This window comes from Catellatospora coxensis (assembly GCF_016862635.1).
In the GTDB taxonomy this organism is placed as follows: Bacteria; Actinomycetota; Actinomycetes; order Mycobacteriales; family Micromonosporaceae; genus Catellatospora; species Catellatospora coxensis.
Genome location: NZ_BONI01000007.1, coordinates 74860 through 96390, shown reverse-complemented (window position 1 = coordinate 96390; position 21531 = coordinate 74860). Strand labels below are relative to the sequence as shown.

The following is a 21531-nucleotide window of genomic DNA, read 5'->3' as shown; positions in this document are numbered from 1 at the left end:
GCAGCGGATACTTCTTCCTCCATGGGTCGCGGGTTCGAGCCCCGCCTGGACCTTCGGGTCCGGTAGCTCAGCCGGCAGAGCAATGGCTACACCGCCGCGACCTCGATCTCGGGAGAGGAACACGGCACGCCCGGTGCGCAGGTTACGGCTACTCCGCTGATAACGGGGAGGTCGCGGGTTCGAATCCCGCTCGCCGTCCGTCAGGACGGCGGTAGCTCAGCGGCCAAGAGCGCCAGGTCCCGGCGACGGGACCACCACGCCGTCACCGACTCGATCTCGGGCGTGCCGCGTTTCTGCATGGTGGACGTCATCGGCTGTCGGCCCGCGCAGGCGGAGCGGCGACCGAGACGGTGACCGAGGCGCCGAGTGCCGCAGCGGAGTCGCAGGCCAGGCCGAGCACGATTCCATCCTGCGCCCATGCGGCGACCGCCATCGAAGGCAACCCTGGGATCGTCGCGATCAGGGTCGCGGCCGGGGGCAGCGGCATGGGACGGCGCAGGCCGTCGCCGCGCAGCCCGATGCCGAGTGCCTTGCCGACGGCCTCCTTCGCGGTCCACAGCAGCAGGAAGTCGTCCGGGTGGCGGGCGACCCAGTCGGCTTCCGGCGCGGAGAACCAGCGCCGGGCCAGCTCGGCCGCGGGCAGGGGGCGGAGCGGCTCGACGTCCACGCCCAGCGGGCCGAGACCGGTGACGGCCACGGCTGACAGCTCCCGGGTGTGGCTGATGGCCAGGTGCATACCGGTAGCGCCGACCACATAGGGCCGGCCCGCCGGCTCGCGGCCGATCTCGATCGGCGCGGGGTCGATGCCGAGCATCTCGCCCGCGGCGTGGCGGGCCAGGGCGGTGGCGTCCACGGCGGGGGCCAGCCAGATCCGGATGCCCGACATGACGACCACGATGGCACGAACGCGCACGGCGACAAACCCTTTGCCCGCCATGACGAACCGCGCCTACATTGATCTCCGCACCTCCCGGTGCGCAGGCCACGGCTACTTCACTGGTATTGAAGACGGCGCAAGCCGATCTCGGTCCGTGGCCACATCGATCTCGGGAGGCGCGTCTCCCTCCCGTACCCCCGGATGGGTTTCGCGCGCCCGAAAACCCCCGGGGGAGGGGACAACATGGCGAGGTTCAACCTGTCGACGCTGGTCAAGCGCCCGGCCGGGGTGACCGCCGAGGGCGCGCCCGGGTTCGCCCGGGAGCCGAAGCTGGAGCTGTTCCTGCTGGCCGTGTCCAACATGGTCGGCGAGCAGACGTTCTACGAGCTTGCCGACGAGCGTGACGCCCGGTTCCGGGCGCTGGTGGCGAAGGTCGCCGTGGCGGACCCGGAATGGTTCGCGCGGTTCGTGCCGTGGCTGCGGCTCGGGGCCAACCTGCGCAGCGCCTCGGTGGTGGCCGCGCTGGAGGGTGCGAAGGCGCAGGTAGCGGCGGGTATCCCCGGGTCGCGCGCGGTGGTGGACGCGGCGCTGCAGCGGGCCGACGAGCCCGGGGAGGCCCTGGCCTACTGGCTGTCGGTGCACGGCCGGGCGCTGCCGAAGCCGGTCAAGCGCGGCATCGCCGACGCGGCAGTGCGGCTCTACCACGAGCGCAGCCTGCTCAAGTACGACTCGGAGGGCCGTGCGCTGCGCTTCGCGGACGTGCTGGAGCTGACCCACCCGAGCCCGCGCGACGCGGCCCAGGGTGAGCTGTTCCAGCACGCGCTGGACCGCCGCCACCAGCGGGACAACCCGATCCCGGAGGCGCTGCGGGTGCTGCGCGCCCGGGAGCAGCTGATGGCGCTGCCGGTCGAGCAGCGGGCCGCGGTGCTCGACCCGCAGGCGCTGGCCGCGGCGGGGATGACGTGGGAGGCGCTGGCGGGCTGGCGGCAGGGGCCGCTGGACGCGGCGGCGTGGTCCGCGGTGATCCCGTCGATGGGCTACCTCGCGCTGCTGCGCAACCTGCGCAACTTCGACCAGGCCGGGGTCGGCGACGAGGTCGCGGCCGTGGTGGCGGCGAAGCTGTCCGACCCGGACGAGGTGGACCGGTCGCGGGTGCTGCCGATGCGCTTCCTGTCGGCGTACAACGCGGCGCCGAGCCTGCGCTGGGCGTACCCGCTGGAGCAGGCGCTGCAGTTCGCGCTGGGCAACGTGCCCCGGCTCGGCGGTCGCACGCTGATCTTGATCGACACCTCGGGCTCGATGAACAGCTCGTTCAGCCGCGACGGTTCGCTGCGCTGCTGGGACGCCGCGACCATGTTCGGCCTGGCCCTGGCGGCCCGCGCGGCCGCCGCGACGGTCGTGTCGTTCTCGAACGACACCAAGCTGTTCGACCTGCGGCCCGGCGAGTCGGTGCTCAAGGCCGTACAGCGGTTCAAGGAGGGTGGCTGGTTCTTCGGCGGCGGCACCTCGACCGAGCACGCGGTCCGCAAGCACTACGCGGGCCACGACCGGGTCCTGATCCTGACCGACGAGCAGGCCCACTGGCACGGTAGCGCCGACGTGGCGGCCGCCGTGCCCGCCGCGGTCCCCGTCTACACCTGGAACCTCGCGGGCCACCGCCTCGGGCACACGCCTGTCGCGGGGAGGCGGCACACCTTCGGCGGGCTCACCGACGCGGCGTTCTCGATGATCGGTCTCATCGAGTCCGGCGAGTCGGCCGCCTGGCCCTTCTAGACGGACGGCGCCTGCCGGGGCTACGGCCCGGGTGGGCGCCTTTCCGCGCCCGGCGCCCGGTGCGGAAGCCAGGTGACCCGGGGTGCGTGATGCATTCATACTTGCATGTGTGGATGACTTCCGACGTCGGGGCCGGCTCGTCACGGTCGCCGCGACCGTGCTGGGCGCCCTCACCCTGGCCGGACTCGTGCTCCTGGTGCTGACCTGGCACGTCGATCCGAAGTCCCAGCCGGGCAACATCGTCAACGCGGTCGTGGCGGCGGCGAACATCGCGTTCGTCATCTTCACCTGGGCGGTGTTCAGCGCGGGCCAGGCCCAGCTCTCCTACCTGCGCGCCGAGGCGCAGGAGCAGCGCAAGGCGTGGACACAGGAGTACGCCACCGCGGTCAGGTCGTACGAAGAGTCGATCAAGGCGCGGCTCGACCAGTCCGCGCCGCGGGTGAGCGTCACGCTGGTCGGGGCGCAGCTCCAGTACGACGACAGGATCTCGTCGGAGGTGCAGCCGAACACGCGCTTCGCCGAGGGCAGCGCCCGGCGGCTGATCCTCCAGCTCACCTGGCGCGTCGTGAACTGGGGCGAGGAGCCCGTGCTGCTCAGCCACCCCGACGGCGCGGACGGGGTGACGTCCCGCCAGCTCATCCCCGGCGATCGGGTCGAGTTCTCCCGGCTCCACCGGCGCCCGGCGGGCGAGTGGTCGAGCGGGCCGCCGCTGACGTGCACGATCGAGGTCTCGGTGCGGGACCTGGGCCGCGACGTCGAGGACATGCACGTCTGGTCCGCCGAGGTCGTTCCGCTCACGCGGGAGGGCGTGGCGCGCGTCGCCGACATCCTCGACCACTCCGACCCCGTCGCCGTGCGGGAACGGCGCTACCTCAGCATCGGCGGCCGGGACCGGGCCGGGCAGGATCAGTCCTCCTCCTGAGCGGCCGGCAGCCCGCGCACGTACCCGGCGAAGTCCTCCCGGTAGGTGCTCTCGCGCCAGCCGGCGAGGTCGTCCATGTGCCCGGCCCGGCAGCGGCGGAACGCCAGGCGAAGGTCGAGCCTGGACTCCCGCACCGTGTGGACGCAGCCCTGGAGGTTGTGCATCCGCATGGTGCTGCGCAGCGCGCGAAGCGTGGAGATCACCTGGGCGTGCTTGATCCAGCAGTGCAGGACGTCGTGCTGCAGGCCGAACAGCAGGACGAGGTGTTCGACGAACGGGCTGATCGAGTCGATCGTGGCCGCGAGCTGCTCCCGTCCGGCGGCCCGGAGCGCCGCGGAGTGGCGCGCGTACGCCTCGCGGTAGGCCTCGTCGTGCCACGAGTTCACCTCCTCGACGTGCCCGGCCCGGCACCGGCGGAAGACGGTCCGCAGCTCGGCCTTGTTCACCTCCATGTCCCACACCCAGCGGCCGTAGTTGCTCTCACGCACGTCCTGCTGCTCGCGCAGGGCCTCCAGCAGGAGCACGGCGGACGGGTGCCGATACCAGCAGTGCAGCAGCTGCTGGCGCAGCCCCATGTCCGAGACGAGTTCGTCGACGAACCGGCCCAGCACCTCCAGATCCGGGTTGAAGTCGGTGATGTCGTGCACGCCGGAGCCGAACTCGACCGGCTGGTCGGCCGGCGCCGGCTGGAGGTAGGCGTCGAGGCGGTCGAGCCGATCCCGCAGCCCGGCCGCTGCCATGTCGTGCAGCTCCGCGTCGAGCTCCAGGGACCTCACCCGCGCTTCGAGCTGCTCGATCCGGTCCCGGGCCCGGGCACGCCTACGCCACATTGCTGAGCCTCGCCAGGTACGAGTCCGGCTCCCAGCTCCGGCGGGGGCGCAGGATGATCGGGGGCAGCTTCCCGTACACGCAGAGCAGCTGGTCGTCGTCGAGCCGCCGCAGGTCCGAGAAGTTCCAGCCCTTGTGCGGCAGCAGCCGGACGTCGCTGTCGCGCAGCAGCGACATCAGGAACTCGTTGGTCAGCGGATCGCTGTTGCCCGGCAGGAAGAGCTTTCCGGAGTGGTTGTTGACGATGAGCCGGCTGCGGTCCTGGCCGTAACACGCCTGGAGCTGGCTCATGTCGTGGAAGACCGAGACCAGCTGGATCCGGCTGCCCGCGGCGGTGGTGGCGATGGTGTCGAGGTTGTCCAGCCGGGCGATGTTGCCGGCCTCGTCCAGGCACAGCATCAGGGGCGCGTGCTCGTCGGTCGCGTTCTGGGCGCGCTGGTAGGCGAGGGTCAGCACCTCGCGTACCAGCGCGGTGAACAGCGGCAGGAAGTTCTGCTGGTCCTGCGGCGGCGCGCACATGTACAGCGTGTGCGCACCGCCGTCGAAGAACGTGTCCAGCTGCAGCCCGCCCGCCCTGCACCGGCGCTCGACCTCGGGAAAGCTGAACACCGCCAGCGCGTTGAGGGCGGTCGCCTCGACGATGCTGAAGGTCTCCATGTACATGCCCTCGAACCCGATGATCTGGCGCAGGCAGCGCCCCCAGTCGGTCGGGTCGGCGGAGTTCGCGTCGAGGATGGGCTCGGGGCACCTGCCGCGGATCTCGTCGATCAGGTCACCGGCCGTGAGGGCGAGCCACGAGAGCACGTCACCCATGGTTCCCTGGCTGTTGGCCGCCGCGAACAGCAGCGGGGCGAGCAGGCTGCGCGCCTGGACGTTCCAGAAGGCCGCGTTCGTCATGCCTCCGGTCTCGGCGCCTTCGGTCAGGCCGTAGGCCCGGCGGACGGCGTCGCCGAAGGTGTTGACGTTGTCCAGCGGGCTCCAGCCCACGCTGTGCGGCGCCAGCGCCTCGCTCGCCGAGCCGATGAGCCCGCCGGGGTCGAAGATGAACGTCCGCCCGAGCGTGGACCGATGCGCGATGGTCTGCTCGATCACATCGAGCCGCACCGAGGTGGTCAGGCAGGGACCCGCCCATTCCAGCACGGCCGGCACGACGATGCCGGTGGTCTTGCCGCTGCGCTGCGGCCCGAACACGATGAGGGGCCGGAACTGCTCACAGCGGAAGACGCTGTCCCCGGTCTGCCCCATCGCGACCCGGAACCGGGACGCGTCGGCCGCCGGTCTGTCCTGCTCGGCTGCTCCCCGGGGCGTCCGCACCGTGGCGAACTCGTCTGCGGCCACGTCCGATCCTTCCGCTAGTCCAGTGTCGATGCCGTGGTGGTGAACGTGTAGCCCTTGGTGACCGAGGCGACGAAGCCGACCAGGCCGATGTCGAGGAAGAAGGAGATGTACGCGTCCGCGCAGGCCTCGGGGGACAGGAAGAACCGCGGGTTGATCGCCACCCGGTGGCCCTCTCCCCAGTCGGTGGAGTTCTCGCCCACGTAGGCGAAGGTGAAGAACAGCCCGGACCACTTCGCGTTCGAGGGCGCCATCACGGTGAGGAACTGGGTCACGTAGTTGCGCTTCGGGTGCCGCAGCCCGATCCGGTAGTCCATCCGGCCGTAGTCGGCCACGTGCGGCTCCCCCTCCTGCCGGGTCATGACGCCGCCGGCGTCGGGCAGGCGCACCGCGACGTTGTCGCGCATGACCTCGAGGTTGGTGCTGATCTTGGCGGAGTCCTCGTGCGCGAGGCGGTGGCAGACCACCTCGAAGTTGAACGACGAGCTCAGCAGCTTGACCCGCTCGGGAACATCGGTGCCCATGGCGTTCACGGTGTCCGCCGGGGTCGGGTGCGGGGGCATCAGCCGGTGGTGCAGCTCGGTGTCGAAAGCCGCCATCGCCCGCCGCAGGATCTGCGGCACGTACGGCATGAACGAGGTGTACCAGTCGTGGAAGGCCCGCATGCGCGAGCCGCGCCGCTCCAGCACGACCGTGCCGTCACCGAGGAAGGTCAGGTCGAACTCGTAGTCCGGGTCGCGGTACTGGAAGGCCAGCCGGTCGGTGGAGATGGACGTGGTGAGCTCGGTGAGGTTGAGGAACTGCGCGGACACCAGCGCTTCCTCGATGGCCGCGTGCAGGCGCAGGGCGACCCGGTCGGCGTCGACGACCTCGGTGCTCATGCCGGTCCACTTGCCGATCCCGGACAGGTGGGCCGTGAAGGTGAACCTGCGGATGTAGTCGATCCGGGAGACGAATTCCGTGCCCTCCTCGATCAGGGACCAGTCGACCTCCCTGAGTAGAAAGCCTGAGTAGTCGCGGCTGATCCGGGCTGCCTGCAGGTCCTCCATGGGGGTCCTCACGGGTAGGGCGGCTTGTACCGGTTGTTGCGCAGGTCCCGGTACATGGCCGCGGTGATGACGATGTCGGTCGGGGGACTGCCGATGACGTGGTCGGCGAGGGTGCTCAGGGCCGGGAACAGTTCCTGGTGCAGCCCGCGTGCGCCCAGCTCGATCTGCTCGGCCTGCTTGGCCACCAGGCGCAGCGTCGCCTCGGGCAGGTGGATGTTGAAGCCGTGCTGCTCGAAGTAGCTGCGGTAGAACTTCAGCGGCGACACGTCCTCGTGCTCCAGGATCGCCATCAGCTCCTCGGCCCGCAGCGGCGCGAAGCGGATGATCACCGGCAGCCGGGCGACCAGCTCGTGGAGGAAGCCGTACTCGCGCACGTCGCGCGGGTGGATGACGTCGACGCTCACCGGGTCCTCCACGCCGGTCATCGGGCGTCTCGACTGCAGCCGTTCGATGCCCGAGAACGCGCCGGCCGCGATGAAAAGGATCCCGTTCGTCACGATGGAGCGGGGCCCGTCCTCCTCCGAGACCGACAGGTCGAGCGTGTCGCCCTCGATGAACTGGAGCAGCCGGCGCTGGATGCTCGCGGACTCGCTGAACGGCGTGTCGTAGCGCAGCTTGTCGAATTCGTCGAGAAACACGATGCCGCGTTCGGCCTGGAGTTCCGGCGCATCGGTGGACTGCGACTGGCGGGCCTTCTTGACCAGATTGATGAGTACGCCCTCCAACGTCAGATGATCGTTGGCGCCTGCGGAGACGAGCCGGGTGGAGTCGACCACGATAAGCGGGATCTTCATGGCGTTGGCCACCATCCGGATGGCGTGGCTCTTGCCTGTTCCGGTGGGGCCGATCAGCAATGCGTTCGGCGCGCGGTGCAGCGGATTGCGATCCCGGAACCAGGCGAGGTGCATGTCGATGAGGCGGCTCAGGGACACGCTCGCGCGTTCCTGACCGACCACGTAGCGGCGTAGCGCGTCCTGTGCTTCGGCGGTCCGCGGTCTATTCACACATTTAATTGTGCAGCAGTGCGGCGGCCTGGCAAGGAGACGTTCTCCTGATCGGCCTGAGCGAGGGTGTGTGGTACGTATTCAAGCCACGCCCGCCGTCCGGTGGATTCGGCGATGACGGCGTCCGCCCGTCCGTGGTGAAACGGGCGGACGCCGTCGCCGGATCAGCTCGCGGACGTGTCGAATGCCCGTTCGAGAATGGTGAGGCCGCGGTCGAGGTCCTCGTCGGAGATGACCAGGGGCGGCAGGAAGCGGAAGACGTTGCCCCAGGTGCCGCAGGTCAGGGTGAGCAGGCCGGCGGCGTGGCAGGCCTTGTTCACCGCGCCGGTGAGGATGGGGTCGGGGTGGAGGGTGCCGGGTTTGATCAGTTCGATGGCGATCATCGCGCCTCGGCCGCGGACCTCGGCGATCTGCGGGTACTTGTCGGCCAGGGTGGACAGGCGGTCGGTGAGCACGGTGCCGATGCGGCGCGCCGCCGCGGGCAGGTCCAGGTCGCGCATGGTCTGGATCGAGGCGAGGGCGGCGGCGCAGGCGAGCGGGTTGCCGCCGTACGTGCCACCGAGGCCGCCGGCGTGCACCGCGTCCATGACCTCCGCGCGGCCGGTGACCGCGGCCAGCGGCAGGCCGCCCGCGATGCCCTTGGCCGTCGTGATCAGATCCGGGACGACCTGCTCGTGCGTGGCGGCGAACCAGTCGCCGGTGCGGCAGAAGCCGGTCTGGATCTCGTCGGCGACGAACAGCGCCCCGTTCGCCGCGGCCCAGGACGCCAGCGCGGGCAGGAACCCGGGCGCGGGCACCACGAAACCGCCCTCGCCCTGGATCGGCTCGATCACGATCGCGGCCACGTTCTGCGCCCCGACCTGCGTCGTGATCGTGTCGATGGCGCGGGCGGCGGCCTGCTCGCCGGTCAGGCCGTCGCGCAGCGGGTACGACATCGGGGCCCGGTAGACCTCCGGCGCGAACGGGCCGAAGCCGTGCTTGTACGGCATGTTCTTCGCGGTCAGCGCCATGGTCAGGTTGGTCCGGCCGTGGTAGCCGTGCTCGAACACGATCACCGCGGACCGCCCGGTGGCGTACCGGGCGATCTTCACGGCGTTCTCGACGGCCTCGGCGCCGGAGTTGAACAGCGCCGAGCGCTTCGCGAAGTCACCCGGCGTCAGCTCGTTGAGCTGCTCGCACACCGACACGTACGACTCGTACGGCGTCACCATGAAGCAGGTGTGGGTGAAGCGTTCGACCTGCTCGCGCACTGCCGCGACGACCGCGGGGGCGCTGTTGCCGACGTTGGTGACGGCGATGCCGGCCGCGAAGTCGATCCACTCCCGCCCGTCGACGTCGGTCAGCGTGCCACCGCTCGCCCGGTCCACGTAGGAGGACAGCGTCGAGCCGACGCCGCGGGCCACCGCGCCCACGCGGCGGGCGTGGATCTCAGAGGACGCGCTCAAGGTCATTCTCCGATGTTGTGCATGACGTGCTTGACCCGGGTGTAGTCCTCCAGGCCGTACGCGGACAGGTCCTTGCCGTACCCGGACTGCTTGAAGCCGCCGTGCGGCATCTCCGCGACCAGCGGGATGTGGGTGTTGATCCACACGCAGCCGAAGTCGAGGCGCTTGCTCAGCCGCATCGCCCGCCCGTGGTCGGCGGTCCACACGCTGGAGGCCAGCCCGTACCGGCAGTCGTTGGCACAGCTCAGCGCCTCGGCCTCGTCGGCGACCTTCTGCACGGTGATGACCGGGCCGAACACCTCGTCGGTGACGATCTCGTCGCCCTGGACCAGGTCGGCGACCACGGTCGGCGCGAAGTAGTAGCCCTGCTCGCCGACGCGCTCGCCGCCGGTGGTGACCCGGGCGTGCGCGGGCAGTCGCTCGATGAAGCCGGTGACCTTGGTGAGCTGGTTGGCGTTGTTGAGCGGACCGTAGAGCACGTCCTCGTCGTCGGGTGCGCCGGTCTTGAGGTTGCGGGCCTGCTCGGTGAGGGCCTCGACGAACGCGTCGTACGCTCCCTCGGTGACCAGCACGCGGGTGGCAGCGGTGCAGTCCTGGCCCGCGTTGAAGAACCCGGCGATCGCGATGCCCTCGGCGGCCGCGGCGATGTCGGCGTCGTCGAAGACCAGCACCGGGGCCTTGCCGCCCAGCTCCAGGTGGGTGCGCTTGAGCGCGGGCGCGGCCGACGCGGCGACCTCGGACCCGGCCCGGGTGGAGCCGGTGATGGAGACCATGGCCGGGGTCGGGTGCGCGACCAGGGCGCGGCCGGTGTCCCGGTCACCGCAGACCACGTTGAGCACACCCGGGGGCAGGAACTCGGCCGCGATCTCGGCCAGCAGCAGCGTCGACATCGGCGTGGTGTCCGACGGCTTGAGCACGACGGTGTTGCCCGCGGCGATCGCCGGCGCGAACTTCCACACCGCCATCATCAGCGGGTAGTTCCACGGCGTGACCTGCGCGCAGACCCCGATCGGCTCGCGGCGCACGTAGCTGGTCAGGTTCGCCATGTACTCGCCCGCCGCGCGCCCCTCCAGCAGCCGGGCGGCCCCGGCGAAGAAGCGGATCTGGTCGATCGCGGGCGGCAGCTCCTCGCTCGCGGTCAGGTGCAGCGGCTTGCCGGTGTTGCGGCTCTCCAGGGCGACCAGCTCATCGGCGCGCGCCTCGACCGCGTCGGCGATCTTCAGCAGGGCCTTCTGGCGCTCGCTGGGCGTCGTGTCGCGCCAGGCCTCGAAGGCGGCGGCGGCCGCGGCCATGGCGTCCTCGACGTCCTGCTTGCCGGAGACCGGCGTCTGGGCGAGGACCTCCCCGGTGCACGGGTCGATGAGGTCGGCGTAGCCGCCGTCGACGGGAGCTACGTACTTTCCGTTGATGAAGTTGGCAAGTTTCTCTGTCATCGGTGGCATAGAGCTATCCTCGCGACGAAATCCGTGTCGAGCAAGGGTCTTGAGCAACTGTTTCCGTGCGTTAGGGTGGGCGTATGGCCGATCGGACCCCGTACTGGATCGCCGGTTCCCCGGAGACCAGTGATGATCTCGTTGATGTTCGCAACCCCTACGACGGGCGCGTGGTCGGTCAGACCGCCAACGCTACGCCTGAGCAGGTCGAAAACGCGGTAGCGGCCGCCGCGAAGGTCGCGCCCGACGCGGCCCGGCTGCCCGCCGCGGCGCGCGCCGCGGCCCTCGACCACGTGAGCCGCCGGCTGGCCGAACGGGGTGACGAGGTCGCCGCGCTCATCAGCGCCGAAAACGGCAAGCCGCTCATGTGGGCCAAGGCCGAACTGGGCCGCGCGGTCTCCACGTTCCGCTGGGCCGCCGAGGAGGCGCGCCGCTTCTCCGGCGAGCTGATGCGGCTGGACACCGACCCCGCCGCCGCCGGGCGCATGGCCGTCGTACGGCGCTTCCCGAAGGGCCCGGTGCTGGGCATCAGCCCGTTCAACTTCCCGCTGAACCTGGTCGCGCACAAGGTCGCCCCGGCGATCGCGGTCGGCGCGCCGATCATCGTCAAGCCCGCTCCGGCGACCCCGCTGTCCGCGCTGCTGCTCGGCGAGCTGCTGGCCGAGACCGAGCTGCCCGCGGGCATGTTCTCGGTCGTGCCGGTGCCCAACGACCGGGCCGCCGCGCTGGTCGCCGACCCGCGGCTGCCGGTGGTGTCGTTCACCGGGTCCGGGCCGGTCGGGGCGTCGATCCAGGCCGCGGTGCCGCACAAGCACGTGACGCTGGAACTGGGCGGCAACGCCGCCGCGGTGGTCTGCGGCGACTACGCCGACCTGGCCTGGGCCGCCCAGCGCATCGCCCTGTTCAGCAACTACCAGGCCGGGCAGAGCTGTATCGCGGTGCAGCGGGTGATCGTGCACCGCGACCAGGCCGCGGCGTTCGTGCCGATGCTGGTCTCGGCTGTGCAGGCGCTGAAGACCGGGGATCCGGCGGCCGCCGACACCCAGGTCGGTCCGATGATCAGCGAGGCGGCCGCGGAGCGGGTGCAGGACTGGGTCGACGAGGCGGTCGCGGCCGGTGCGAAGGTGCTGACCGGGGGTACACGCGCCGGTGCCACCTACGCACCGACGGTGCTGGCCGACGTGCCCGCCGATGCCAAGGTCGCTTGCGACGAGGTGTTCGGGCCGGTGCTGGTGGTCTCCACGGTGGACTCCGACGCCGCCGCGTTCGCGGCGGTCAACGACTCGGCCTTCGGCCTGCAGGCCGGCGTGTTCACCAGCAACCTGCAGACGGCGTTCGCCGCGCACGCGACGTTGCAGGTCGGAGGCGTGATCGTCGGCGACGTGCCGTCGTTCCGGGCCGACCAGATGCCGTACGGCGGCGTGAAGGGCTCCGGCACCGGCCGCGAGGGCCTGCGCAGCGCCATGGACGACTACACCGACCCCCGCGTCCTCGTCCTCACCGGGCTGCAACTCTGACGATCGGGCCACAACCGACAGTGATCGCGAAACGCGCCCCGGCGGCCTCGGCCCCGGGGCGCGCGCACGTCCGACGGCCGTCGTTGATCGTTCGACTTGCCAGGCACCTGTGCGAATCGTTGTTCAAGATACGCACGAGTGCCCGGCAAGTCGGGCGATCTTGGTCGATCGTTCATGCGGGATACGTGCGCGCCCGGCCCGGGTACGTAACGTGCGGTGGTTAGGGTGAAGCAGATAGCTGAGGCTTAAGGAGATGTTGTGTCTGACCTGTCCCAGATCGTCAAGGCGTACGACGTCCGCGGCACCGTGCCGGACCAGCTGAACGAGCCGGTGGCCGGTGCGCTGGGCCGGGCGTTCGCGCAGACGCTGCGGGCGCTGGGGGAGGACCGCGGGACCGTCGTGGTCGCGCACGACATGCGCGACTCCGGGCCGTCGCTGGTCAAGGCCTTCACCGACGGCGTACGCGCCGAGGGGATCAACGTGATCAACGCGGGTCTCGGCTCGACCGACCTGCTGTACTACGCCTCCGGCATCCTCGACCTGCCCGGTGCCATGTTCACGGCTAGCCACAACCCGGCCCAGTACAACGGCATCAAGCTGTGCTTCGCCGGGGCCAAGCCGGTCGGGCAGGCCAGCGGGCTGGCCGCGATCCGCGAGCGGGCGCAGGAGCTGCTGGACACGCGCGCGGAGATGCCCGCCCCGGCGGGGGAGATCGAGACCCGGGAGCTGCTGGCCGACTACGCGGCGCACCTGCGCCTGCTGGTGGACCTGCGCGGGATCCGGCCGCTGAAGGTGGTCGTCGACGCCGGCAACGGCATGGGCGGGTACACCGTGCCCGCGGTGCTGGGCGACGCGGTGCTGGACCCGCTGCCGCTGGACATCGTGCCGCTGTACTTCGAGCTGGACGGCTCGTTCCCGAACCACGAGGCCAACCCGCTGGAGCCAGCCAACCTGGTGGACCTGCAGGCCGCGGTGCGCGAGCACGGGGCCGACCTGGGCCTGGCCTTCGACGGCGACGCCGACCGCTGCTTCGTGGTCGACGCCGACGGCGCGCCGGTGTCCCCGTCGGCGGTGACGGCGCTGGTCGCGACGCGGGAGCTGGCCAAGCACCCCGGGGCCACGATCATCCACAACCTGATCACCTCGGCGGCGGTGCCGGAGATCGTACGCGAGCACGGCGGCACCCCGGTCCGCACGCGGGTGGGCCACTCCTTCATCAAGGCGGAGATGGCGACCACGGGTGCGGTGTTCGGCGGCGAGCACTCGGCGCACTACTACTTCCGCGACTTCTGGGGCGCCGACACCGGCATGCTGGCCGCCATGCACGTGCTGGCGGCGCTCGGCGAGCAGTCCGGACCGCTGTCGGCGCTGGGCGCGCAGTTCGAGCGGTACACCTCCTCGGGCGAGATCAACTCGGTGGTGGCCGATCAGGGCGCGAAGCTGGCGCAGGTGCGCGAGCACTTCGCCGGGGAGCAGCAGGACGAGCTGGACGGCCTGACCGTGGCCTTCGCCGACGGCAGCTGGGTCAACCTGCGCGCCTCCAACACCGAGCCGCTGCTGCGGCTCAACGTCGAGGCGCCGACGCCGGAGCGGATGTCGGAGCTGCGCGACGAGGTACTGAAGCTGGTCCGTGGGTAGGCTGCTTCGCGGAACGTGGTGAGCCCGCGACGCGCCCCGGCGCGTCGCGGCGCGCCGTGTTCGGAGCTCAGCCGGCGATCTGAAGGAGCCTTACGTGTCGCTCGCCCCGCAACTGCTCGAAGTCCTCGCCTGCCCGGCGGAGGATCATGCGCCGCTGACCCACGACGCCGCGGCGCAGACGCTGACCTGCACCTCCTGCAGCCGGGTCTACCCGGTGCGGGACGGGCTGCCGGTGCTGCTGCTCGACGAGGTGCTCACCGCTCCGGCGGGTGAGTGATGGGCGGCCCGATCGACGGCGCCGCGGGTGTGCGCGGCAACCGCTTCTTCGACGAGGCCCTGCTGGACAACGCGCCGGCGCTGGCCGCGCGGGATCCCGGCGGCATGCTCCGGGCGATCGCGTCGGCGGGCGCGCAGGTGCGCGAGGCCACCACGCTGACCGCCGAGACCGACCTGAGCCACCTCGCCGACGAGGGCCGGCCCCGGGCGGTCGTGGTGGTCGGCGCGGGCACGGCCGCGCGTACCGGTGACATCCTGACGACCATCGCGGGGCCGCGCTGTCTCGTGCCCGTGCTGACCCACCGCAGCGTGGAGGTGCCGGGCTGGATCGGCGCGGCCGACGTGGTGATCGCCGTGTCGGCGTCGGGCCGCTCGCCCGAGGCGCTGGCCGTGGCCGAGGTGGCGGGCCGCCGTGGTGCGCGGCTGGTCGCCATCGGCGCGCCGGGTTCGCCGCTGCAGTCGGTGGCCGAGCGCTACCGCGCCCCGTTCATCCCGGTGCCGCGGCGCGGCGCCGCGCGGGCCAACCTGTGGGGCCTGACCGTGCCGGTGCTGCTCACCGCCCGTGCGCTGGGCCTGGTCAAGGTCAACGAGGCGGACCTGGCCGAGACGGCGGTGCGCCTGGACCAGGACGCCGACCGCTGCCGGCCGACCGCCGAGACCTTCGTCAACCTCTCCAAGACCCTGGCCCTGAACATGGCCGGCTCGGTGCCGGTCATCTGGGGCGACTCGCCGCTGGCCGCGGTCGCCGCGGTCCGGTACGGCGACATGCTGTCCGCCAACGCCCGCTACCCGGTCGTCACCGACGCGCTCGGCGAGGCCGGCCGCGGCCGGGTCGGTCTGCTCGACGGCGTGTTCGGCGCGCTCGCCGCGCTGGAACGGGACATCTTCGCTGATCCGGAGCTCGACGACGTGACGGCCGACCCCCCTCGTCTGCGGGTGGTGCTGCTGTGCGACGGTGGGCTCGCCGACGAGAACAGTGCGGCGCAGACGACGGACCGGCGAGCCGAGGTGGTGCAGGACATCGCGGCGAGGCGCGGGATCGAGGTGGACGTGCTCACCGCCGAAGGCGGATCGGCGCTGGAGCGGTTCGCCTCACTGGTCGCGGCGACGGACTTCGCCTCGGTCTACCTCGGCCTCGGGCATGGCCTGGATCCGATGGCGGTGCCGGCCGTCACGGAGCTGAAGGAGCAGTTGCGCAAGTGAGCGAGCGAGGCAAGCTCAACAACTACATCACCGGGACACGAGCATGAGCGCGGGCGGCGGCACCAAGGCGATCGTCGCCGCGCTGCTGGCGAACGTGGGAATCGCGATCACGAAGTTCATCGCGTGGGCCCTGTCCGGGTCGTCGTCGATGCTGGCGGAGGCGATCCACTCGGTCGCCGACTCGGGCAACCAGGTGCTGCTGCTGTTCGGCGGCCGCCGGGCCCAGCGCGAGGCGACCCCGCTGCACCCGTTCGGCTTCGGCCGGGAGCGGTACATCTACGCGTTCATCGTGTCGATCGTCCTGTTCAGCGTGGGTGGCCTGTTCGCCCTGTATGAGGCGTACCACAAGTTCCACGAGGCCACGACCTCGCCGGACAAGGGAGCCATCACCAGCTGGCAGTGGCTGCCGGTCACGGTGCTGGTCATCGCGATCATCCTGGAGTCGTTCTCGTTCCGGACCGCGATCGTCGAGTCCAACGCGGTGCGGGGCAAGGCCTCCTGGAAGGAGTTCATCCGGCGGGCCAAGGCGCCCGAGCTGCCGGTGATCCTCCTGGAGGACCTCGGCGCGCTGGTGGGTCTGATCTTCGCCCTGTTCGGCGTATGCATGACCCTGATCACCGGCAACGGTGTCTGGGACGCCGTCGGCACTATGATGATCGGTCTCCTGCTCGTCGTCATCGCCGTGGTGCTGGCGATCGAGACCAAGAGCCTGCTGCTCGGCGAGTCGGCCACCGACGAGCACGTGAAGGCGATCGCCTCGGCGATCGAGAGCGGACCCGAGGTGGAGCGCCTGATCCACATGCGCACCATGCACCTCGGGCCGGAGGAGCTGCTCGTCGCCGCCAAGATCGCCGTCAAGCACGACAAGACGGCGGACGACGTGGCCAGGGGCATCGACGCCACCGAGCGGAGGATCCGCGAGGCGGTGCCGATCGCCAAGCTGATCTACATCGAACCGGACATCTACCACCAGAAGGGCTGAGCGTGCGCCGACTCCACAACCGCATCCGGCCCTACGCGTGGGGCTCGCACGAGGTGATCGCGCGGGTGCAGGGCCGGCCCGTGCCCAGCGAGGGCCCCGAGGCCGAGCTGTGGGTCGGCGCACATCCCGACTGCTCCTCCCTGGTGGACGACGTTCCGCTGGTCGACGTGATCGCGTCGGCGCCGGGCGACCTGCTCGGCGCCGACGCGCTCGACCGCTTCGGCGTACGGCTGCCGTACCTGCTCAAGCTGCTGGCGGCGGAGCGCTCGCTCTCGCTGCAGGCGCACCCCGACGCGCGGCAGGCGGCCGACGGCTACGCGGCCGAGGACGCCGCCGGCGTGCCGCGCGGGGCTGCCCACCGCAGCTACGTCGACGGCAACCACAAGCCCGAACTGCTGGTGGCGTACACCGAGTTCGAGGCGCTCTGCGGGTTCCGGCCCGCGGCCGAGTCGGCCGAGCTGGTCGACGCGCTCGGCGTCATGGCGCTCAAGCCGGTGGTCGGCGCGCTGGCCGTGGGCGATCTGCGGGAGGCGGTGCGCGCGCTGCTCAGCTGGCCCGCGGCCGCTCGCGCCGACCTGGTCGACCAGGCGGTCGCGGCGTCCGGCAACCTGCCGGACGGCCCGGCCGGCGGCGGCCCGCGCGGCCTGGTGCGGCTGCTGGCCCACGACTACCCCGGCGACGTCGGGGTGCTGGTCGCGCTGCTGCTCAACCACGTGGTGCTGGCCCCGGGCCAGGGCATCTGGATGCCTGCCGGCAACCTGCACGGCTACCTGCGCGGGGCCGGGGTCGAGATCATGGCGGCCAGCGACAACGTGCTGCGCGGCGGGCTGACCCCCAAACACGTGAACGTGCCGGAGCTGCTGCGGGTGCTGCGCTTCGAGCCGCTGCACTCACCGGTGCGCGATCCGGAGCCGGTCGCGCCGGGCGTGGACACCTGGTCGGTGCCGGTGGACGACTTCCGGCTGCACCGCATCCGGCTGGACGGCGGCGAGGCGGCGCTCGACCCGGCGGGTCCGCGTACCACGCTGTGTCTGGCGGGGGCGGTGACCGTCGCGGACGGCGCGGGCTCGGCCCGGCTGACCGGCGGCGAGGCCGCGTTCGGCGCCGCGGGCGCCGGCAAGATGATCTTCTCGGGCACCGGAGAGGTGTTCCTGGGCTCGCTCTGAGCGCTGCCCTGCTCCACAACAGACGTTGGCCTGCCTGGTTGAAAATGAACCCCATTTCTCGGCCGGGCAGGCCTTTTCGTGTACCCGGGGCCCGGCGCGACACGGCGACGCGCGCGACTTGAGGGTTCTGCTTGACAGTGGAAGTGCGGAGTGTAGCCTTTTACTCACGCAGCGTTATCGGGATCATTTCAGTCCGAGCCACGCGCGGGGGAACCAAACCGGGGGGAGTGTGGCCCGGTCTTCGAGGCGGAGGGTCCGTCCGGAGACCGGGCCACACGTATGACCCTGGGCCGACCCTCCGGTGGAGCCGGTTCTCGGACCCTGGGACGCGGAGAAGTACGCTGTACCTCGCACTGGTCAGCCGACCGATTGGGAGTTCATCTATGGCCCGCACCCTTGCCCCCGGCGACTTCAAGGTCGCCGATCTGTCCCTCGCGGCGTTCGGCCGCAAGGAGATCCAGCTCGCCGAGCACGAGATGCCCGGCCTGATGGCGGTACGCCGTGAGTACGCCGCCGCCCAGCCGCTGGCGGGGGCACGCATCGCCGGCTCGCTGCACATGACCGTGCAGACCGCGGTGCTGATCGAGACGCTGGTCGCGCTGGGCGCCGAGGTGCGCTGGGCCAGCTGCAACATCTTCTCCACCCAGGACCACGCCGCCGCCGCCATCGCGGTCGGCCCCGAGGGCTCCCCCGACGCGCCGGCCGGTGTGCCGGTCTTCGCCTGGAAGGGCGAGACGCTGGAGGAGTACTGGTGGTGCACCGAGCAGATCCTGCAGTGGCCTGGCGGCGAGGGCCCGAACATGATCCTCGACGACGGCGGTGACGCCACCCTGCTCGTGCACAAGGGCGTCGAGTTCGAGGCGGCCGGCGCGGTGCCGTCGCCGGAGACCGCCGACTCCGAGGAGTACGCGATCATCCTCGGCGTGCTGCAGCGCTCGCTGGTCGAGGACGCCAAGCGCTGGACCACCATCGCGGCCGGCATCAAGGGCGTGACCGAGGAGACCACCACCGGCGTGCACCGCCTCTACGAGATGCAGCAGACCGGCTCGCTGCTCTTCCCGGCGATCAACGTCAACGACTCGGTCACCAAGAGCAAGTTCGACAACAAGTACGGCTGCCGCCACTCGCTCATCGACGGCATCAACCGGGCCACCGACGTGCTGATCGGCGGCAAGGTCGCGGTCGTGGCCGGCTACGGCGACGTGGGCAAGGGCTGCGCCGAGTCGCTGCGCGGCCAGGGCGCCCGGGTCATCGTCACCGAGATCGACCCGATCTGCGCACTGCAGGCGGCGATGGACGGCTACCAGGTCGCCACCATGGAGGACGTGGTCGCCACGGCCGACATCTTCATCACCGCGACCGGCTGCAAGGACGTCATCACCGGCGAGCAGATGAGCCGGATGAAGCACCAGGCCATCGTGGGCAACATCGGCCACTTCGACAACGAGATCGACATGGCCGGGCTGGGCAGGATCCCCGGCGTCGAGCGGATCAACATCAAGCCGCAGGTCGACGAGTGGCGCTTCGCCGACGGCCACTCGATCATCGTGCTGTCCGAGGGCCGGCTGCTCAACCTGGGCAACGCCACCGGGCACCCGTCGTTCGTGATGAGCAACAGCTTCACCAACCAGGTCATCGCGCAGATCGAGCTGTTCACCAAGCTCGACCAGTACCCGGTGGGCGTCTACACGCTGTCCAAGCAGCTCGACGAGAAGGTGGCCCGGCTGCACCTGGACGCCCTCGGCGTCCGGCTGACCGAGCTCACCAAGCAGCAGGCCGACTACCTCGGCGTGGCGGTCGAGGGGCCGTACAAGGCGGACCACTACCGCTACTGACACCTGCTCACCGGAAAGGGCGCCCCGCTCGGGCGCCCTTTTCCATGTTCTGGACCCGCTCCAATGAAACGACGGGGATCGACTTCTCAGCTGATGGACACCTACGCTAAGGTACGCCTCGCCTTACTTAGGCAAGGCTGGTCTATCAACTGAGGTGGTGCCATGGACGCCAACGTCTTCCTCCCCACGTTCCTGATCGGGCTGCGGGAAGGCCTGGAGGCGACGCTCGTCGTCACCATCCTGGTGGCGTTCCTGGTCAAGACCGATCGCCGGGACCGGCTGCGCTTCGTCTGGCTGGGCGTGGCCGTGGCCGCGGCGCTGTCCGTGGGCTTCGCGGCGGTGCTGCAGTACACCAGCGCGCACCTGGAGTTCGAGCGCCAGGAGCTGTTCGAGGCGATCACCTCGATCCTGGCCGTGGTGTTCGTCACCTGGATGATTTTCTGGATGCGCCGGGCCGCCCGCTCCATCTCCGGTGACCTGCGCGCCAAACTCGACGCCGCCATCGCGCTCGGGCCGCTCGCCGTGGTCGTCACCGCCTTCCTCGCCGTCGCGCGGGAGGGGCTGGAGACGTCGCTGATCTTCTTCGCGACCGTGCAGGGCGCCACCTCGACCTGGTCGGTGGTCGCGATCCTGGCCGGCATCGCCACCTCGGTCGCGCTCGGCTTCCTGATGTACCGCAGCGCCCTGAAGATCAACCTGACGAAGTTCTTCACCTGGACCGGGGTGCTGCTGGTGCTGGTCGCCGCGGGCATCCTCAAGTACGGCGTGCACGACCTGCTCGAAGCGGGTGTGCTGCCCGGCCTGAACACGCTGGCCTTCGACATCTCGACCGCCCTGCCGCCGACGACCTGGTACGCCGAGCTGCTGCGCGGCACGTTCAACTTCACCCCCGCGCCGACCGTGCTGGAGACCGTCGCCTGGGTCGCGTACGCGGTGCCGGTGCTCGTGCTCTTCCTGCTGCCGCCCCGGCCGGCGACGCCGCCGACCGCCCCCGCTCCCGCTCCCGCGCCGGTCGCCACCGGCGGCGACCGCTGAAACCCTCGAAACACAGGAGTCACCCATGCGCAAGCTCTCCGTGCTGACGGCGACCGCCGTGCTCGGCCTGGGCATGTCGGCCTGCACCACCGACCCCGAGCCGGCCGCCCCCGGCGACACCACCGGCCCGATCGCGGTCAAGGCGACCGACACGGCCTGCGAGGTCGGCCGGGCCGAGACCGCCGCCGGCACGGTCACCTTCACCATCGCCAACGGCGGCGCCAAGGTCACCGAGTTCTACGTGTACGCGGCCGGCGACCGGGTGATGGGCGAGGTCGAGAACATCGCGCCCGGCCTGACCCGCGAGCTGAAGGTCGAGCTGGCCGCCGGCACGTACGAGACCGCCTGCAAGCCGGGCATGATCGGCAAGGGCATCCGGGGCGCCTTCAAGGTCACCGGGTCGGCCGCGCCGCTGACCGCCGACGCGAAGCTCGCCGAGGCCACCGCGAACTACCAGCGCTACATCCAGAGCCAGACCGCGGCGCTGCTGCCCAAGACCGAGGAGTTCGTCGCCGCGGTCAAGGCCGGCGACGCCGAGAAGGCCAAGGCGCTGTTCCCGATCGCCCGCACCTACTGGGAGCGCATCGAGCCGGTGGCCGAGATCTTCGGCGACCTGGACCCGAAGATCGACGGCCGGGCCGAGGTGATCGAGGAGGGCATGGCCTTCACCGGTTTCCACCGCCTGGAGCAGGACCTGTGGGAGAAGAAGGACATCTCCAAGTCCGGCCCGATCGCCGACCAGCTGCTGGTCGACGTGAAGGAGATCGTCGCCAAGGCCAACGCGGAGAAGCTGTCCCCGCTGCAGCTGGCCAACGGCGCGAAGGAGCTGCTGGACGAGGTCGCCTCCGGCAAGATCACCGGCGAGGAGGACCGCTACTCGCACACCGACCTGTGGGACTTCGCCGCCAACGTCGAGGGCTCCAAGGCCGCCGTGCAGGCGCTGCGCCCGACCCTGGAGGAGCGCGCCCCGGACCTCGTCACCGCGCTCGACAAGGCGTTCGCCGACGTGGACACCGCGCTGGGCAAGCACCGCGCCGGTGACGGCTGGAAGCTGCACAACCAGCTCACCCAGGCTGAGCTGAAGGAGCTCAGCGACGTGATCAACGCGCTCGCCGAGCCGATCAGCAAGGTCGCCGCGGTCGTCGCCAAGTAGTCACCCGTCCGCCGGTCCGGCAGGCCCCCGATCACCGGGCATGCCCGCCGGACCGGCGTC

The 21531-nt window shown here is 70.9% G+C and carries 18 protein-coding genes; 11 read left to right on the top strand and 7 right to left on the bottom strand.

Annotated features, from left to right (window positions below):
* Positions 1 to 307 precede the first annotated feature (307 nt).
* A complete protein-coding gene (locus Cco03nite_RS06015; RefSeq protein ID WP_239167151.1) occupies positions 308 to 913 on the bottom strand; it encodes a 4'-phosphopantetheinyl transferase family protein in 606 nt (201 codons plus the stop codon).
* Between the two features lie 207 nt (positions 914 to 1120).
* Here Cco03nite_RS06015 and Cco03nite_RS06010 point away from each other — a divergent pair, with 207 nt between their 5' ends.
* The gene (locus Cco03nite_RS06010) at positions 1121 to 2650 is read left to right on the top strand and encodes a TROVE domain-containing protein (protein WP_203689374.1); all 1530 of its coding nucleotides are present in this window, start codon (positions 1121 to 1123) and stop codon (positions 2648 to 2650) included.
* A gap of 109 nt (positions 2651 to 2759) precedes the next feature.
* A complete protein-coding gene (locus Cco03nite_RS06005; RefSeq protein WP_203689372.1) occupies positions 2760 to 3572 on the top strand; it encodes a hypothetical protein in 813 nt (270 codons plus the stop codon).
* Here Cco03nite_RS06005 and Cco03nite_RS06000 read toward each other — a convergent pair.
* The 6 genes from Cco03nite_RS06000 to Cco03nite_RS05975 all read right to left on the bottom strand — a co-directional run bounded on the left by Cco03nite_RS06000 (position 3557) and on the right by Cco03nite_RS05975 (position 10666).
* Positions 3557 to 4402, bottom strand: coding sequence for a hypothetical protein (locus Cco03nite_RS06000; protein ID WP_203689370.1), 846 nt, complete (start codon positions 4400 to 4402; stop codon positions 3557 to 3559). The genes Cco03nite_RS06005 and Cco03nite_RS06000 overlap by 16 nt on opposite strands.
* The gene (locus tag Cco03nite_RS05995; protein ID WP_203689368.1) at positions 4392 to 5738 is read right to left on the bottom strand and encodes a type IV secretory system conjugative DNA transfer family protein; all 1347 of its coding nucleotides are present in this window, start codon (positions 5736 to 5738) and stop codon (positions 4392 to 4394) included. Before Cco03nite_RS05995 ends, Cco03nite_RS06000 begins: the two co-directional genes overlap by 11 nt.
* A gap of 14 nt (positions 5739 to 5752) precedes the next feature.
* Positions 5753 to 6784, bottom strand: coding sequence for a hypothetical protein (locus tag Cco03nite_RS05990; RefSeq protein ID WP_203689360.1), 1032 nt, complete (start codon positions 6782 to 6784; stop codon positions 5753 to 5755).
* Between the two features lie 8 nt (positions 6785 to 6792).
* Entirely contained in the window at positions 6793 to 7788 is a 996-nt protein-coding gene (locus Cco03nite_RS05985; protein WP_203689358.1) for an AAA family ATPase, read from the bottom strand.
* 164 nt (positions 7789 to 7952) lie between these two features.
* Positions 7953 to 9233: a 4-aminobutyrate--2-oxoglutarate transaminase gene (gene gabT, locus Cco03nite_RS05980; protein WP_203689351.1), complete on the bottom strand. Its 1281-nt coding sequence runs from the start codon at positions 9231 to 9233 to the stop codon at positions 7953 to 7955.
* 2 nt (positions 9234 to 9235) lie between these two features.
* Positions 9236 to 10666 carry a gamma-aminobutyraldehyde dehydrogenase gene (locus tag Cco03nite_RS05975; protein ID WP_203689349.1) on the bottom strand — a complete coding sequence of 477 codons (1431 nt, stop codon included), beginning with the start codon at positions 10664 to 10666 and terminating at the stop codon, positions 9236 to 9238.
* Positions 10667 to 10749: 83 nt separating this feature from the next.
* On the opposite strand from Cco03nite_RS05975, the gene Cco03nite_RS05970 reads away from it, so the two are divergent.
* The 9 genes from Cco03nite_RS05970 to efeO all read left to right on the top strand — a co-directional run bounded on the left by Cco03nite_RS05970 (position 10750) and on the right by efeO (position 21471).
* Positions 10750 to 12183, top strand: a complete 1434-nt coding sequence (locus tag Cco03nite_RS05970; protein ID WP_203689347.1) for an aldehyde dehydrogenase family protein — start codon at positions 10750 to 10752, stop codon at positions 12181 to 12183.
* A gap of 258 nt (positions 12184 to 12441) precedes the next feature.
* On the top strand, positions 12442 to 13821 hold the full coding sequence (locus Cco03nite_RS05965) for a phosphomannomutase/phosphoglucomutase (protein WP_203689345.1): 1380 nt from the start codon (positions 12442 to 12444) through the stop codon (positions 13819 to 13821).
* Between the two features lie 94 nt (positions 13822 to 13915).
* Positions 13916 to 14098, top strand: a complete 183-nt coding sequence (locus Cco03nite_RS05960; RefSeq protein ID WP_203689343.1) for a Trm112 family protein — start codon at positions 13916 to 13918, stop codon at positions 14096 to 14098.
* A complete protein-coding gene (locus Cco03nite_RS05955; RefSeq protein ID WP_203689341.1) occupies positions 14098 to 15300 on the top strand; it encodes an SIS domain-containing protein in 1203 nt (400 codons plus the stop codon). The genes Cco03nite_RS05960 and Cco03nite_RS05955 overlap by 1 nt, the downstream gene beginning before the upstream one ends.
* Positions 15301 to 15343: 43 nt before the next feature.
* Positions 15344 to 16282 carry a cation diffusion facilitator family transporter gene (locus Cco03nite_RS05950; protein ID WP_203689340.1) on the top strand — a complete coding sequence of 313 codons (939 nt, stop codon included), beginning with the start codon at positions 15344 to 15346 and terminating at the stop codon, positions 16280 to 16282.
* 2 nt (positions 16283 to 16284) lie between these two features.
* Positions 16285 to 17448 carry a mannose-6-phosphate isomerase, class I gene (gene manA / locus Cco03nite_RS05945; RefSeq protein ID WP_203689338.1) on the top strand — a complete coding sequence of 388 codons (1164 nt, stop codon included), beginning with the start codon at positions 16285 to 16287 and terminating at the stop codon, positions 17446 to 17448.
* Positions 17449 to 17831: 383 nt separating this feature from the next.
* Positions 17832 to 19283, top strand: a complete 1452-nt coding sequence (gene ahcY / locus Cco03nite_RS05940; protein ID WP_203689336.1) for an adenosylhomocysteinase — start codon at positions 17832 to 17834, stop codon at positions 19281 to 19283.
* Positions 19284 to 19445: 162 nt separating this feature from the next.
* The gene (gene efeU, locus Cco03nite_RS05935) at positions 19446 to 20318 is read left to right on the top strand and encodes an iron uptake transporter permease EfeU (RefSeq protein ID WP_203689334.1); all 873 of its coding nucleotides are present in this window, start codon (positions 19446 to 19448) and stop codon (positions 20316 to 20318) included.
* A gap of 25 nt (positions 20319 to 20343) precedes the next feature.
* Positions 20344 to 21471, top strand: a complete 1128-nt coding sequence (gene efeO, locus Cco03nite_RS05930; RefSeq protein WP_203689332.1) for an iron uptake system protein EfeO — start codon at positions 20344 to 20346, stop codon at positions 21469 to 21471.
* Positions 21472 to 21531: the final 60 nt, after the last annotated feature.

Bases quoted from the DNA above. Each gene is read 5' to 3' on its own strand.
- Cco03nite_RS06010 (WP_203689374.1), top strand. From the start codon at position 1,121: ATGGCGAGGTTCAACCTGTCGACGCTGGTCAAGCGCCCGGCCGGGGTG.
- Cco03nite_RS06000 (WP_203689370.1), bottom strand. From the start codon at position 4,402: ATGTGGCGTAGGCGTGCCCGGGCCCGGGACCGGATCGAGCAGCTCGAA.
- Cco03nite_RS05990 (WP_203689360.1), bottom strand. From the start codon at position 6,784: ATGGAGGACCTGCAGGCAGCCCGGATCAGCCGCGACTACTCAGGCTTT.
- Cco03nite_RS05975 (WP_203689349.1), bottom strand. From the start codon at position 10,666: ATGACAGAGAAACTTGCCAACTTCATCAACGGAAAGTACGTAGCTCCC.
- Cco03nite_RS05970 (WP_203689347.1), top strand. From the start codon at position 10,750: ATGGCCGATCGGACCCCGTACTGGATCGCCGGTTCCCCGGAGACCAGT.
- Cco03nite_RS05955 (WP_203689341.1), top strand. From the start codon at position 14,098: ATGGGCGGCCCGATCGACGGCGCCGCGGGTGTGCGCGGCAACCGCTTC.
- Cco03nite_RS05950 (WP_203689340.1), top strand. From the start codon at position 15,344: ATGAGCGCGGGCGGCGGCACCAAGGCGATCGTCGCCGCGCTGCTGGCG.
- ahcY (WP_203689336.1), top strand. From the start codon at position 17,832: ATGGCCCGCACCCTTGCCCCCGGCGACTTCAAGGTCGCCGATCTGTCC.
- efeU (WP_203689334.1), top strand. From the start codon at position 19,446: ATGGACGCCAACGTCTTCCTCCCCACGTTCCTGATCGGGCTGCGGGAA.
- efeO (WP_203689332.1), top strand. From the start codon at position 20,344: ATGCGCAAGCTCTCCGTGCTGACGGCGACCGCCGTGCTCGGCCTGGGC.